General features: G+C 35.8%; 15 protein-coding genes. 11 read left to right on the top strand and 4 right to left on the bottom strand.

All coding sequences use genetic code 11. From position 1 onward, the window contains the following. The first annotated feature begins 45 nt into the window (after positions 1–45). Positions 46–1212 carry an ergothioneine biosynthesis protein EgtB gene (gene egtB / locus ACMAWV_RS13520; protein WP_412470195.1) on the top strand — a complete coding sequence of 389 codons (1167 nt, stop codon included), beginning with the start codon at positions 46–48 and terminating at the stop codon, positions 1210–1212. Further along, positions 1212–2204 carry an L-histidine N(alpha)-methyltransferase gene (egtD, locus tag ACMAWV_RS13525; protein ID WP_412475802.1) on the top strand — a complete coding sequence of 331 codons (993 nt, stop codon included), beginning with the start codon at positions 1212–1214 and terminating at the stop codon, positions 2202–2204. The genes egtB and egtD overlap by 1 nt, the downstream gene beginning before the upstream one ends. 7 nt (positions 2205–2211) lie before the next feature. On the opposite strand, the gene ACMAWV_RS13530 is transcribed toward egtD, so the two are convergent. Beyond that, positions 2212–2556, bottom strand: coding sequence for a zinc ribbon domain-containing protein YjdM (locus ACMAWV_RS13530; RefSeq protein WP_103218225.1), 345 nt, complete (start codon positions 2554–2556; stop codon positions 2212–2214). 178 nt (positions 2557–2734) lie between these two features. On the opposite strand from ACMAWV_RS13530, the gene rimK reads away from it, so the two are divergent. From rimK to ACMAWV_RS13560, 6 genes are all read left to right on the top strand, one after another. Beyond that, entirely contained in the window at positions 2735–3628 is an 894-nt protein-coding gene (gene rimK, locus ACMAWV_RS13535; RefSeq protein WP_103218224.1) for a 30S ribosomal protein S6--L-glutamate ligase, read from the top strand. Next, positions 3629–4654: a succinylglutamate desuccinylase/aspartoacylase family protein gene (locus ACMAWV_RS13540; RefSeq protein ID WP_392992743.1), complete on the top strand. Its 1026-nt coding sequence runs from the start codon at positions 3629–3631 to the stop codon at positions 4652–4654. A gap of 229 nt (positions 4655–4883) precedes the next feature. Beyond that, a complete protein-coding gene (locus ACMAWV_RS13545) occupies positions 4884–6392 on the top strand; it encodes a methyl-accepting chemotaxis protein (protein WP_103218222.1) in 1509 nt (502 codons plus the stop codon). Between the two features lie 49 nt (positions 6393–6441). Further along, positions 6442–7221: a CheR family methyltransferase gene (locus tag ACMAWV_RS13550; RefSeq protein WP_412471160.1), complete on the top strand. Its 780-nt coding sequence runs from the start codon at positions 6442–6444 to the stop codon at positions 7219–7221. Between the two features lie 3 nt (positions 7222–7224). Continuing rightward, entirely contained in the window at positions 7225–7722 is a 498-nt protein-coding gene (locus ACMAWV_RS13555; protein ID WP_412470193.1) for a chemotaxis protein CheD, read from the top strand. Next, positions 7719–9236 carry a chemotaxis protein CheW gene (locus ACMAWV_RS13560; RefSeq protein WP_103218219.1) on the top strand — a complete coding sequence of 506 codons (1518 nt, stop codon included), beginning with the start codon at positions 7719–7721 and terminating at the stop codon, positions 9234–9236. Before ACMAWV_RS13555 ends, ACMAWV_RS13560 begins: the two co-directional genes overlap by 4 nt. On the opposite strand, the gene ACMAWV_RS13565 is transcribed toward ACMAWV_RS13560, so the two are convergent. From ACMAWV_RS13565 to ACMAWV_RS13575, 3 genes are all read right to left on the bottom strand, one after another. Continuing rightward, on the bottom strand, positions 9233–9859 hold the full coding sequence (locus tag ACMAWV_RS13565; protein WP_412470192.1) for a TetR/AcrR family transcriptional regulator: 627 nt from the start codon (positions 9857–9859) through the stop codon (positions 9233–9235). The genes ACMAWV_RS13560 and ACMAWV_RS13565 overlap by 4 nt on opposite strands. 78 nt (positions 9860–9937) lie before the next feature. Beyond that, positions 9938–10627 carry a cupin domain-containing protein gene (locus ACMAWV_RS13570; protein WP_412470191.1) on the bottom strand — a complete coding sequence of 230 codons (690 nt, stop codon included), beginning with the start codon at positions 10625–10627 and terminating at the stop codon, positions 9938–9940. Further along, positions 10624–11154 carry a sigma-70 family RNA polymerase sigma factor gene (locus ACMAWV_RS13575; RefSeq protein ID WP_158246884.1) on the bottom strand — a complete coding sequence of 177 codons (531 nt, stop codon included), beginning with the start codon at positions 11152–11154 and terminating at the stop codon, positions 10624–10626. The genes ACMAWV_RS13570 and ACMAWV_RS13575 overlap by 4 nt, the downstream gene beginning before the upstream one ends. A 355-nt stretch (positions 11155–11509) precedes the next feature. On the opposite strand from ACMAWV_RS13575, the gene ACMAWV_RS13580 reads away from it, so the two are divergent. Genes ACMAWV_RS13580 through ACMAWV_RS13590 form a run of 3 tightly spaced genes read left to right on the top strand, consistent with a single transcriptional unit; the run spans position 11510 to position 14744 of the window. Beyond that, the gene (locus ACMAWV_RS13580; RefSeq protein WP_412470190.1) at positions 11510–12724 is read left to right on the top strand and encodes a DUF1295 domain-containing protein; all 1215 of its coding nucleotides are present in this window, start codon (positions 11510–11512) and stop codon (positions 12722–12724) included. Further along, positions 12724–13962 (top strand): NAD(P)/FAD-dependent oxidoreductase, encoded by a 1239-nt coding sequence (locus tag ACMAWV_RS13585; protein WP_412470189.1) that lies wholly within the window; start codon positions 12724–12726, stop codon positions 13960–13962. Before ACMAWV_RS13580 ends, ACMAWV_RS13585 begins: the two co-directional genes overlap by 1 nt. Next, positions 13959–14744, top strand: a complete 786-nt coding sequence (locus tag ACMAWV_RS13590; protein WP_412470188.1) for a DUF1365 domain-containing protein — start codon at positions 13959–13961, stop codon at positions 14742–14744. The genes ACMAWV_RS13585 and ACMAWV_RS13590 overlap by 4 nt, the downstream gene beginning before the upstream one ends.

The following is a 14744-nucleotide window of genomic DNA, read 5'->3' on the forward strand; positions in this document are numbered from 1 at the left end:
TGTTGTGGAGTAAGTATCGAAGCATTTAGCGATAAATTATTAGATATGATTGAGCGTAAGTCTTGGTGTGTCGAAAAGTATCGACTCACAAGAGATGCCACTTTAAAGACTTGTGTTGGTCTTAAGATCGAGGACTTCACAGTGCAGTCTGCTCCTGAGGTAAGTCCTCCTAAGTGGCATCTTGCTCATACAACTTGGTTTTTTGAGGAATTTATTCTCGTTAAGTATTTATCAAATTATAAAAGATTTAATGCCGATTATAGTCTCTTATTTAATTCATATTATAAGTCTGTAGGCACCCATTGGAAGCAGGAGAGCAGAGGGCTTCTTTCCCGACCTACTGTTCAAGAAATTCTGAGCTATCGAAATTACGTCGATAGAGCAATGCTGTCATTATTAGAGCTGACGGAAAGTATTGATGAAGTCGAATCGTTATTAGAGGTTGGACTTAATCATGAACAACAGCATCAAGAGCTTCTGCTAATGGATATAAAGCATATCTTAAGTTTGGGGCCAATTGATTCAGTCTACTCCCAAAAGCGACTTGAGAACTTTTCCGCAGGCTCATTAAAATGGCGGCACTTTAAAGAAGGGCTCTATACTTTTGGTCAAGATGAAAGTGAATTTTCATACGATAATGAAGGTCCAGCTCATAAAAGGTATCTTACTTCTTTTGCGATTCGTGAAAGTTATATTTCAAATGGAGAGTACTTAGAATTTATTAATTCAGGTGGCTATCAAAACTTTCAATACTGGCTTAGTGACGGATGGGATTGGATAAATGAGCAAAGAATAATTACGCCTCTTTATTGGCGACTTATTGATGGACAGTGGTATGAGTTTTCCTTACACGGCTTAGTGCCATTAGATATGTATGCACCTGTTTCTCATATTAGTTTGTATGAAGCTCAGGCATTTGCAAAATGGGCGGGTCATCGTCTACCAACTGAATTTGAGTTAGAGTTGGCCCTTGGGGATAAGAAATTACCTCTTTGGTGTTGGAGCTCATCTCATTACTCACCGTATCCAGCCTATGAGTCCTATAAAGGGGAGCTAGGTGAGTACAATAGTAAATTTATGTGTAATCAATTTGTTCTTCGTGGAGGATGTTTTGCAACCCCTGAAGAGCATTATCGTAAAACTTATCGTAATTTCTATCGCGCTCATCAGAGATGGATGTTTGCGGGAATTAGGATTGCAAAGGATATATAATGGAAGTGTCTATACTGAGAGAAGTAAGTGAGAATCAAGAATCAGAATTCTTAGAAGAGTTTGCCATTGATGTTTTAACAGGCTTATCTAAGACTGAAAAAAAGCTATCAACTAAATACTTCTATGATGATCGAGGAAGTGACCTTTTTCAAAAGATTACTCAACATGGTGATTATTATTTAACTAGAACAGAATTTGAAATTTTACTTCAATCAGGTTCTAAACTAGCTAGTTTAATAAGTCATGAAGAAATCGACATTATTGAATTAGGAGCAGGTGACGGCCACAAGAGTGAGTTAGTTATCGATGCCTTTTTAAAAGAAGATAGGAAAGTTAATTATTTTCCAATCGACATCTCAGCACAAGCCTTAAAGCAAATGCAGGCCCATATAACTCATAAGTCTAATTTATCTGTACATGGTATTGTTGCAGATTATTTACAGGGGTTAAAATTTTTGAAGCAGAAGTCAAAGCGACGTAAGCTTGTCTTATTTCTCGGCTCTAATATTGGAAACTTTGATAGGGCCCAGAGTGAAAGCTTTCTTAGACAACTTTGGAAGCACCTCGATAATGATGACTATTTATTAATTGGTTTTGATCTAAAGAAAGATGTTGAAAAGCTACATGCTGCTTATAATGACTCAAGTGGATATACTCGTGACTTTAATTTAAATCTATTAGATAGAATTAATCGTGAGCTAGGTGGAAATTTCAATAAAGAGAAATTTCAGCATGTCGGAGTTTTTAATCCGAAGTTAGGAGCAATGGAGAGTTACTTACTTCCAAAAGAGAAGCAGGAAGTTTATATCGAAGAGTTAGAGCACCTCTTTGAATTCGAAGCCTATGAGCCACTACATCTCGAATACTCATTTAAGTACTCGAAAGAAGATATAGAAAGAACGTGTCAGCACACGGGCTTCAAATTAAAAGAACACTTTATTGATAAAGAAGAGTTATTTATCGATTCTCTTTGGCAAGTTGTAAAAAGATAGTCTTATATTAAGCTTTTTTTACAACTGAGCACTTAAGATACATCGAACCATGGCCATCGACTTTACAAGAAATGTCGTGTCCATTTACTGGCTCTTCTAGTAGGCGGATATTCTTTACTTTTGTTCCTGACTTAATCGTACCTTTTCCGGCCTTTAGGTCTTTAACAACTGTTACAGAGTCACCATTTTGTAATTGTGCACCGTTAACATCAACAAATTGAGGAGTACTATCTTCTTCAGAGCTAGCATCCAGACTCCATTCATTGAAGCATTCTGGGCAAATCCATAATTGGCCATCGCTATAAGCGTAAGGTGAGCTACATTTTGGGCATGTTTGATTTTCTTCTGTCATGGCATAAGAGTAATACTTAGAACGTTTATTGTAAATATGACTTATCCCCATCAATAAAAAAGTTATTAAAATTTAATTAAAAATTTATGAATTATGTTGACTTTTATCCTCACTGTTCAGTGATTCTGGACTATATTATATAGGTGCAAGATTAGTTTGCTATTTTTATGGAGCATAAATGAATATTTTGATTTTATCTTCTAATAAGAATCTTTACTCTACAAAGAGACTAGTAGAAGAAGCCAAACTTAGAGGTCACCATGTCGAAGTCGCTCGTCCAGACAAATGTTATATGGATGTGGCAACTGGTTCTCCAATGGTTTACTACCGCAAGAGAAAATTAGACAAGGTTGATATTGTTATTCCAAGAATTGGGGCCAGCGTAAGTGCCTATGGTATGGCGATTGTTCGTCAGTTTGAGATGATGGGAGTGTACTGCTTGAACTCGTCCAATGCAATTGGACGCTCAAGAGATAAATTACGCTCACTCCAAATCCTATCTCAAAAGCATCTACCCCTTCCAAAGACAGGAATGGCAAATAATACTCAACAAACTGAGAGCTTAATCAAGCTTGTTGGTGGAGCGCCAATGGTTGTTAAACTTATTGAAGGCTCTCAAGGTAAAGGTGTTATTTTGGCCGAAACGAAGAAAGCTGCAGAGAGTTTGATTGATGCTTTTAGAATTTTAAAGGCAAATTTTCTTGTTCAAGAATTTATTAAAGATGCAAATGGCGCAGATATTCGTTGTTTTGTTGTTGGAGGCAAGGTTATTGGCACAATGATGAGACAAGCGAAAGAAGGTGAGTTCCGCTCAAATATTCATAGAGGTGGAATTGGATCACCTGTGAAGATTACACCGGAAGAAAGAAAAGTTGCTATTGCTGCCGCAAAGGCAATGAAGCTTAATATGGCCGGGGTTGATATAATTCGTTCTGGTACAGGTCCTAAAATATTAGAGGTTAATTCTTCTCCGGGGCTTGAGGGAATTGAAGGTTGTACGAATAAGAATATTGCCGTTCAAATCATCGATTACGTAGAGAAGAATTATACAAAAGTCATAAAGGATAACTAATTGACGGATCAATTATTTAAATTAAAAGTTGAAGAAGTTGAAATTGGCAGACCAATCGTTGAGTTTGTCAATTTCCCTTCTTTTTACGGGCTTCAAAAAGTAAAAGCTCCTATTTATATCTATCGTGCAACAAAGGAGATCTCTCCCTGTGTTGTAGTCACTGCATGTATGCACGGTGATGAAATCAATGGATTAAGAGCTGCCCAACTTTTAATGAAAGGTAAATTGAAACTTTTAAAAGGGACTTTAATAATCATTCCAGCTGTAAATATTTACGGCTTTTTGAATAAGCAACGATACCTTCCTGATCGTAAGGATCTTAATCGTTGTTTTCCTGGTAAAGCAAAGGGGAGCTTTGGTGCTCGCTTTGCAAATTTTATCTTTAAGCAAATAACGAAGTATGGTGATGTCTTTGTCGATCTCCATTCTGGAGGTCCTGGCCGTTTCAATATTCCACAAATCCGATGTGATTTAGAAACAAAGGGAATGCTAGAGCTTGTTAACAATATTAGTATTCCATTGGTCGTTAATAGCACGCTTAGGGATGGTTCTCTAAGAGAGGCCATTAATGATTTAGGTAGGCCTTGTATTGTCTTTGAAGGTGGAGAAGGCTTACGCATTGATGAAACAATTGCAAAATATGGTGTTAACCTCGTTAAGAGTATTCTTAGTCACTATGGCATGATTAGAACTAAAATGAGTTTTAAAGAAGAAAAATTCATTATTAGAAAAACGAAGTGGATGAGAGCGGCCAAAGGTGGACTATTAATTAATAAGGCCCATCATGGAAAAATTGTAAAAGAAGGCGAGATCGTTGGGGAGTTGCGCCAACTTACAGGTGAGCTTATTAGTCGAATCACAATGGAGCACGATGGAGTTATTTTGGGTATAAGCAAGTCATCTGTTGTTATGGCCGGAGATGCTCTCTACAATATTGGCTTCCTAGGTGAAGAATCGCATGAAGAAATCGACGACCTTCAAGAAGGTGATGGTGAGCTTTCAGACTACTTTGATTTTGAAGTTTAAAAATTATTAGTCGTCGTTCTTAATTCCCATTAAATGTGAAAATGAGTAAGTGAATTGCTCAGGTATAATTTTCTTATGTAATTCTATAGTTTAGATACTTAACTTATTGTTTTTACACATGTCACATAAACAACTTACATTTCGATAAAACTGAGTAGTTTAAAATATATGGAGTCATATAATTTCTTTAATAGAAATAACTTTCTCTATGAGGATGTAGGAGACTTATATGACCATGGCAAAAATAAACCAAGAACTTGATTGTCGAAATGTATTTGAAGGAAGTGGAGCTATTTACGATATGCTAGATAAGCTACCGTTTAATGTTATGTATTGCGGAACTGATTTAGTAATCAAATACATTAATCCAAAAAGTTTTGAGAGTTTAAGGGCCATTGAATCTCTTCTGCCTATTCCTGTTGCAGAAATTATTGGTTCAAAAATCGATGTCTTCCATGAGAATCCTATTCATCAACAAAAGCTTTTAGCAAATCCTAAAAATTTACCAATTAAGACTCAGATTAGAATTGGTGATGAATCACTTGAACTAAATGTTGTTGCTGTTATGGATGGTAATGACTACATAGGTGCGATGGTTACATGGGATATCATTACAGATAAGTTAGTCGCTGATAATCGCAATGCTCAATACAGCTCAATGCTTGATAATATGCCAATCAACGTAATGCTTTCAGATCGAGACTTTAATATCACATATATTAATCCAAAATCGAGACAAACACTTACTTCAATTGAAGGACTACTGCCAATTAAGGTTTCTGAGATTGTTGGAAGTAGTATCGATGTTTTTCATAAGAATCCTGCACACCAAAGAAAAATGTTATCTGATCCATCTAATCTTCCTCATGAAACAAAAATTCATGTTGGAGATGAAATATTAAACTTATTAGTAAGTCCAGTAATGGATATGAATAATACTTACCAGGGAGCAATGGTTACTTGGGATGTTATTACAGAAGATGAAAGAATTAAAAAGGCCATCAATGAACTGGCCAAGGAAATGAAAGATAGCACAGAGGATATTTCGACAAAATCATCGAATGTTGCTGAAGGTGCTGTATCTCTTGGTGCAACAACTGAGGAGATGAACGCTTCAGTTGAAGAGTTAACTGCATCGATTAATTCGATCGCTCAAAACGCTAAATCTGCTAATGAAATTGCCGAGCTTACTTCTACAGAAGCACAAGAGGGAGCGAAGTCAATACATGAAGCTGTTGAAGCAATGGAAATTATAACAAGATCATCGGAAGAGATTAGTGAGATTGTAGAAGTTATTCGTGAAATCGCAAGTCAAACAAATCTTTTAGCATTCAATGCTGCTATTGAAGCGGCAAGAGCTGGAGAGCATGGCGCTGGCTTCTCTGTTGTTGCAGATGAGGTTAGAAAGTTAGCAGAGCGCTCTTCACAAGCAACGAAAGAGATCTCAAAGCTTATTAATGATTCTGTTAAGAAAATTTCTGAGGGGAGTCAAATCTCTAAGAAGGCCGGCGAGGCATTTTCAAAAATTGTCGACGGGGTTAATAATACGAATCACTCAATTGCTGAAATTTCTAGTGCCACGCAAGAACAACTTCTTGCAGCAAAAGAGGTAAGTGAAGCCGTACAACAAGTTGCATCTGAAACAGAAAACTCAGCTGCGGCATCTGAGTCAATTGCCATGGCCACTCGCAGTCTAGCTGATGGTGCAAAAAGACTTAGTGACTTAATCCAAGATTAAGAGAAAGGTTTTGCGAATGATTTACTTAATGGAGCTAAATAGTAATCAAATGGAAAAGATTATTGACCTCGTTCACTTCCATACAGGAATTACTATTTCTCCATCAAAAAAAAGTATGCTGCAAGGTCGAATTAGACAGAGGCTTAAGGCACTGGAGTTAGAAAGTTATGATGATTATATTGCTTATCTACAAACTGATATTAATGAAAAGCAAGAATTCATCAATATTATAACGACTAATGAGACAACATTTTTTAGAACTGAGAAAGTATGGAAATACTTTCAAGAAGAATTTTTGATTAATTGGAAAAATTCTTTACCAGTAAAAATTTGGTCAGCAGCATCTTCTACGGGTGAAGAAGCTTATTCTATTGCGATGTCTTGTGAAGAGCATAAAAAGATTAAGTCTAGCTTTCAATATGAAATCGTTGGGACAGATATTTCGACAAAAGTTTTAAAATATGCCCAAGACGCAAGATATAGTGGTCGAAATATTAATAATTTTAAGGAACGACATACAAAACTCTTTCAAACTTACTTCAATGAAGATGATGAGTTTGCAGAAGTTGTTCCCGAGTTGAAGAAGAATACGTCTTTCTCAAGTCACAATTTATTTTCAATTCCTAAAGGTAATATTGCTCAATTTGATATTGTCTTTTTAAGAAATGTTTTGATTTATTTTAAGCAAGAAGATCAAAAACAAGTAATTAATAATATTTCAAGAGCAATGAAGCCTGGAGCAATTCTAATTCTTGGAGAATCAGAAAGCTTGAACGGACTTTCTAGTGAATTTGAGTATGTGCATCCTCAAACTTATAAAAAGAAGTAGGGTATGAGAAGAAATGAGCGAGAGTATATTCATGTACGTATCGGCGAAATAAAATTCGGTAAAGCTGGAGCTATCTTACAGGCTACTTTGGGTTCATGTTTAGGGATCGCTATCATCGATAAGGTTAAAAGAACATGTGGTCTAGCTCATTGTTTCTTGCCACAAGGAGAAGAATCATCTCCTGAACACCAGCCTGGAAAGTACGTTGTTGATGCAATTCCATACCTTTTAGATAAATTACATCTAAATGAAAGAGCTGAAACAGATTTTGATATCTATCTTGCGGGTGGGGGAAATATGATGGCCCAACTTAAACAAAGAAATGTCGATCATATTGGAAAGTTGAATAAGGCCAAGGCCCTCGAAGTATTAAAAGAAAGAAACCTTCCAATTCGAAAAATTATGGATGGGGAAGAGCTTGCCAGTAAAATTATAATTGATTGTGATAGCTTAGAAATAAAAATGATTCGTATTAACGAGAAGTTGGAAAAGAAGATATGAATGAATTAAAAGAAGTTGAAGTTTTAGATACAATTGAAAAATATGAATCAAATATATTTGCTTCATTTACTTTAATGGGTAATGAGTTTGTTCTTGATATTACTGCAGTTCAAGAAGTTGTCAATTATCCAGAGTCTCTATTTCCAATGCCTCTTGCTCCAGACTATCTAGAGGGGATATTTAACTTAAGAGGGATGATTATCCCGATTTTAAGCTTATCCAAGTTATTAAATCTTTCAGGTGATAATCAGCAAGACTTAACAGCTTCTAAAGTAGCAATTGTTAATGTCCACGGCATTAGTGTTGGAGTTTCTTTCGATTCGACAGGAGAGATCTTAAGAGCTGAGAAGTCAGAAATCAGTATGTTTGAAATTACTGATAGTAGTGATATTACTCAAGTTGTTAAAGGTGCAATTAAAAGAGATATGGGAAAGCGTATTTATCAAATCCTTGAACCATCTCAGATTATTAAGATTAGAAATTTGGCCAGACTTGGGAGCTACGATTCATTCAGACAAGAAGTAGATCGACGACTTAAGGTTCAAAGCCAACATAAAAAATGTATTTCATTTCGAGTTAATGAAGTTCCTTTGGCAATAGAAATTACTTCTATTAATGAGATTATCAATATGCAAGATATTGAACATTCGGCATTTGCATCGAAGCTCTGTTTAGGATTAGTAAATTTGAGAGGAACGACGATTCCTGTGTTAAGTTTTTCTCGCATTCTAGGTCTAGAGTCGACAGATAAAGAAGGGATTGATCAAAAAATCCTAATAATCAAAATCGATAGTGAATACTTTGGTCTTGTCGTTGATTCTCTTGATGCGATTACTTTCTATGATGATGAGGGAGTCATGCCTGTTCCTGTTTTTTCGTCAAAGCGCTCCAATATGTTTCTTGGGGGAATTGAGACTAGTGAAAATGGAATGACTTTCTTAATCGATCATATGGAAATTTTAAATAACAGTGAAATTAAAGAGATTACAAAAAGCCATTCTGAGATTTATAAAGCCTCACATGAGGAAGAAGAAATGAAGAAGGTTGAAATGAAGTTAGAATCATTTGTTACATTTGATTTTGGTTATCATTTCGGACTTGCCGTAAGTGAGGTGCGTGAAATTATTGAAAAACCACAAGATATTCTCACAACTCCAGGTGCTCCTTCACATGTTATTGGAGTCTATAACTTACGTGATCAACTAATTACTATTATTGATGCTCGTCGTATGTATGGAATTAAGGAAGATCGTGAAGAGCAGGTTAGTAAGTCTAAAAAGGTTATTATTTTAGAGGCCGATGAGAGAGGTGAGAATTACGCTCTTTTAGTAGATGAAATTGATAGTATTGTAAAAATCGATATGCTTAACAAAATGAAGATGCCAAGTATATTATCTAAAATCTCAGGTCAACTTGATCAGGATGTTTCTGAAATTATCCGTGATACTAACGGATCAGGTGTTGTGATTTTAAACCATGAAGCAATTATTAGAAGAATTGAAACATCTGTTTAGTAGCGTCTTTCAATAAGGAGTGAATTTCTAATATATGATGTGATAAGAATATCTAGTTCTCTATCAAGTTCAAAATTATGAAACTTATCTGGGCTAAACTCAAGATAGCTTCTTATCACTCCTCTCAAAGAGCTAATGATGATATCGATGGGGAGTTCTGATTTAATCTCAGAGCTTTTATAAAAGTGATTCTCAATAAGGGTTTGAGTTTCACGAGTTACATATATGAATTTTTTCTCAACTTTAGGATGTCTTTTATAGAATAGGATAAGTTTCCTTAGCTCAAGATTTCGTCGATAATTATCTAAAACAAGCTTTAAAAATTTATGAAACTCTGCTTCAATATTCTCTCTTATTGAGTCGTCATTAAAGAAATTTCCATAGGTAAGAAGGTCTTGATCGAGCTGATTGTTGATTAGCTCAACAATGATTTCATCTTTATTTTTAAAGTGATTGTAGACACTTCCAATACTAACTCCGGCCATGCGTGCAATCTTATTTGTCGTTAACTTACATGCTGGGTTATGCTGCAAAAATAGGTCTGTAGCCTGTAGTATACAGTTATGGGTATTGGCCGTGCGAACTTGCTCATGCTTATATTGTGAATTTAGTCTATCTTCCATACTCGTCATAAGAGTATTCTACTTTATCTAAAACAATATTGAAATAAAAACCGTTTAGTGATTTTTAGTTTAGTTCAACTATGAACGCTTTAAGTACCACCAGAGAAGTCGATTTAGCGGCGCAAAAACTCCGTGGAGAAAGTTCAAACGATTTTCAACCCAAGATATTACCAAGCAGCCATCTTCACTTGTTGTCGATGGTTCATGAGTATCAGATTCTTCAAATGTAGAGAAATCTCCAGTTTCAAGCTTGTGGCCATCACTGCTATAGTAACCGTCAAGAACATAGCTATACTCTCTGCCATGGTGACCGTGTTTAGGAATTGTTTCCCCTGGCCCAAGGTAGATAAAGAATAGACCACCGGCCTTGCCTGAAGTAACTTGTGCAACGGCGCTATTTTGTCCGAACTCTTTCCAGTGAATTTCCTTATCGGAAATAAAAGAGAGAGTGTCTGGTAATGTGAAGACCTTATTGTGAAAGCTTATCTTCGAAGGCCCTGGTGCAGGTTTCTTAAGCTTCGGTTCAGAGGCTTCAATACTGTTAAATAAATTATTGAAAATGTCATCACTATCTTCTTGAGTTAATTTGACATGTGAACTTGAGTGAAAGAATTCATCTGCTTGTTTTTCAAGCTCAGAGGCTGCTTGCATACGACATGCTTCACATCCATTTAAATGAGTCTTTACTAGAAGACCTAGTCCGGCATCTAGTTCACCAGATTCATATTTTTTTATTAAATCAATGCCTGGATGATAAAGTTTTCTCACTTTTCCTCCAATATAATCTTTAAGTTTTTAATGGCCAAGCGAATACGGGACTTAACGGTTCCTAGAGGGAGCTTCTCTTGATCGGCATATTCTTTTTGCGTTAATCCTTGTTGGTAAACTCCATTAAGGACTTCCTGTTGTTCACTTGAAAGTTTAGTTATCATTTCTTTTGTATATGCTAGGTGATAGATATCTTCACTATTGTAGTCTTCATCTTCTTGCTGCAGAAGATGTTCATCATCAAAAATATCATCAGCACCAATAATACTTAAGGGGTCACGACTTTGTTTTCTGAGCATATCGTACTTTTGATTTCTCACAATCGCATAAACCCAAGTATTAATATTTCCTTTTTCATTATTGTAAAGTTGGGCATTCTTCCATATTTTAAGCATGACCTCTTGGGCCATGTCGGCAGCTTGCTCCTTAGAAAGTCCTCCCTTAATTCCATATCCAATTATTTTTGGATAATAGAAATCAAAAAGCTTTTTAAAAGCTTCCTTTGATTTCTCATTCGCAATTTGCATAAGCAAATGCTCTATATCGATAAGACTTAACTGCACTTTTTCTGCTCTCCCAATAATAGGAATTATTGTAGCATAATTTATGCACGTGTTACTTAGTAAGTCATTTGCTGCACTAAATGCCTTCATATTACTTGATACGTCAAACTCTCATATTTGGATCACAGCAAAAAAAAAAATAATTATAAGTAGCTAATAATAGTGGCAGAAATGACTTTTTTTTTCAGGAAGTGATCCATTCTCTTTGATCCGCCGTACCTATAAGCATAAGACAAATAAAGGATCGACCGTGTTTGAACTAATCATGCTTATTCTATTTTTAGTGCTTCTATATTTCACGATAGGGTGGTTCATTTCTTTGAATATTAAAATATTCTCATATTTAGACTTTTACTGGAGCTCAAGTTTTCTGATCGTTGTTGGCACACTATTATTTTCTCGACCGCAATTAGCAGAATCGGCCAATGCTCTAATACTATGTCTACTTTATACATTTTGGTCTCTTCGCTTAAGTTCACATTTATTTCAAAGAATTAGAAAAACGGGGGAAGATAGCCGCTATTTAAATTTAAAGAAAAAGTGGAAGGTCATGTATGGTGTCTATCTCTATGGACTCTTTGTCGCAGAGGGCGTTTTAACAGTGATCTTATCGGCTCCTCTGTTTCTTTTAGGGCCAGGGGAGATTACAATTTTTAATCTTGTGGCAATACTTCTTTTTGCTGGCGCTCTTATTGGAGAGCTAATAGCAGATGGCCAACTAAAACGTTTTGTATCCAATAAGGATAATAAAGGTAAAGTTTGTGATATCGGATTATGGAAGTACTCTCGTCATCCGAATTACTTCTTTGAAACATTAATCTGGTTATCGTATGGGATTTATGGACTAGATCTGAGCCGCCCCATCTCTCTTGCCGGCTTCGTCCCATATATTATCATGCTCTACCTAATTACTTGTGTAACAGGGGTTCCTCCAGCGGAGGAGTCGTCATTGAAGACTAAAGGTGAACGTTATCGAGATTATCAATTAAGAACAAATCGCTTCTTAATATGGTTTCCAAAGAAAGTTGTAAAAGTAGCCTTAATCGTTTGTTTAATTGGAGGAGTTACAGTGAAGGAATTAAGAGCGCAAGGTCTAAATACTCAAAATCAACAAGCACAGAGAATTGAAAAGGTATTTAATGAGCTAAGAGCAGATAATATTGATATTCTTGATGGCTTTTATGCCCAAAAAACTCTCTTCATTGACCCAATAGGAGAACATAAAGGGCTTAAAGAGGTAAAGGCTTACTATCAGGGAATTTATCAGGGAGTTGAAGACATTCGTTTCGAATTTTCTGAAATTATTTCAAATGGTAATCATCATGTTGCAGTTTGGAAGATGATTCTAACTACTCCTAATTTGAACTCTGGTAAACCAGTTATCTTACATGGAAACTCTGTTATTAAATTTAATGATGATGGACTAGTTAGTTATCATCGAGACTATTTTGATATGGGTGAATTTATCTATCAGCATATACCAGTACTAGGTTCACTTATAAAGTACATCAAAAATAGGCTAAAGGGGCAGTAATGAGAATTGCAATTATTGGCTCTGGTATTTCTGGGCTTACATGTGCCTATAAACTTTCGAAAAAGAACGATATAACGCTATTTGAGGCCAATGATTATCTTGGTGGTCACACTCATACACATGAAATTGATTATGAAGGAGAAGAGTTTAGAATAGATACCGGCTTTATTGTTTTTAATAAGAAGACTTATCCTAATTTCTTGCGCCTAATGGAAGAGCTTGATGTCGCTTATAAGCCTACAACCATGAGCTTTAGTGTTCATTGCGACAAGACTGGGCTGGAATATAATGGAACGACACTAAATACTTTATTTGCTCAAAGAAGAAATCTCTTTAGACCTTGGTTTTATTCGATGATTAATGGAATTATTGACTTTAATAAGAAGGCCAAGGAATTCTTGTCTAATGATTCTGGCGATATTTCCCTTTCTCATTTCTTTGAAACAAGAGGTGTAAAGAAGAGTGTCATTGAATATTATATCGTACCAATGATGGCCGCCGTGTGGTCGACTGACCCTATTGATGTTTGGCGCTTTCCTGCAAAATTTGTTTTACGTTTCTTTGAAAACCATGGTTTTTTAGAAGTTGATGATAGACCTCAATGGTATGTCATTGATGGTGGCTCAAATTCTTATATAAAGAAAATGCTGGCCCATTTTAAGGATTCAGTAAGGCTAAACACTCCAGTGAAAAGTATTACTCGTGAGCAAGGTCAAGTAATTATTGAAACCAATATAGGACGTGAAAGCTTCGATCAAGTTATCATTGCAACACATTCTGATACAGCATTAAAGTTATTAGCTGATCCTTCAGAGAAAGAAGCTGAGTTACTTTCTGCAATTCCTTATGTTGCGAATCCAACATTCTTGCATACTGACGACAGTTTTCTACCTAAGAGATCTCTTGCAGTAGCGGCATGGAACTATCAATTACCTGTTGAAAAGTCTGTTGGCTCCACTGTGACTTACAATATGAATATTCTACAAGGAATAAATTTTCATAAGAATTTCAATGTTACCTTAAATCCATATCGACCAATTAAGAATGAAGCAATTCTAAAAGAACTAAATTATATGCACCCCTTATTTACTCTCGACGGGATGAGGGCGCAGGCCAAATGGCACGAGATTAGTGGGCATAATCGCACACATTATTGTGGTGCCTATTGGAGAAATGGATTCCATGAAGATGGTGTCTTTAGTGCATTAAGAGTTATCGAGAAATTGGAGGAGTTATGAACTCATGTCTTTATCAAGGCAGTGTCGTGCATTCTCGCTCCTTACCAAAGAAACATTACTTTAAATATAATCTTTTTCTCGTTTATTTAGATCTAGATGAGATTGAAAATTTTTTTTCTATGTCACGCTTTTGGTCATATCTTAAACGTAACCTTTGCTATTTTAAAAGAAGTGACTATCACGGTGATACAAGTAAGGACCTTAAGGACGAAGTATTAAATACTGTTGCAAAACATCTAGGGCGCAACACTGATGGCCCAGTTAGAATGTTGACTAGCCTAAGGTACTTTGGCCATTGCTTTAATCCTGTAACATTCTACTACTGCTTTAATAAGAACAATGAGATTGAAGCGATCATGGCCGAGATTGAAAATACTCCATGGGGTGAAAGGTTTTGCTATGTTGTGGATGCAAGAAAAAGTCTTTCCGTAAATGACATTGAAGCTGCTTTCAAGAAAGAATTTCATGTCTCACCATTTTTTCCAATGTCTCTTGCATATCAGTGGAGTTTTTCTCTTCCTAGTGAAGTTTTGAAAATCAAAATGGATACATTTGATAAGGATGAAAGTGCTTTCTTCGCAAGCATGAATCTTAAGAAAGTACAGGCATCAAAAAAATCTCTCAATAGAATGTTACTAAAATTTCCATTTATGACAGTGAAGGTAGTTTTAGGAATATATTTTCAAGCATTCAAGTTGTGGGTAAAAGGAATTCCTTTTTATGATCACCCAAATCCAGATAGTCGAAGAAGTCTATTTTCACAAGCGAATATAAAGGAGTAG

Source organism: Halobacteriovorax sp. RT-1-1 (genome assembly GCF_047085455.1).
GTDB lineage: Bacteria > Bdellovibrionota > Bacteriovoracia > Bacteriovoracales > Bacteriovoracaceae > Halobacteriovorax_A.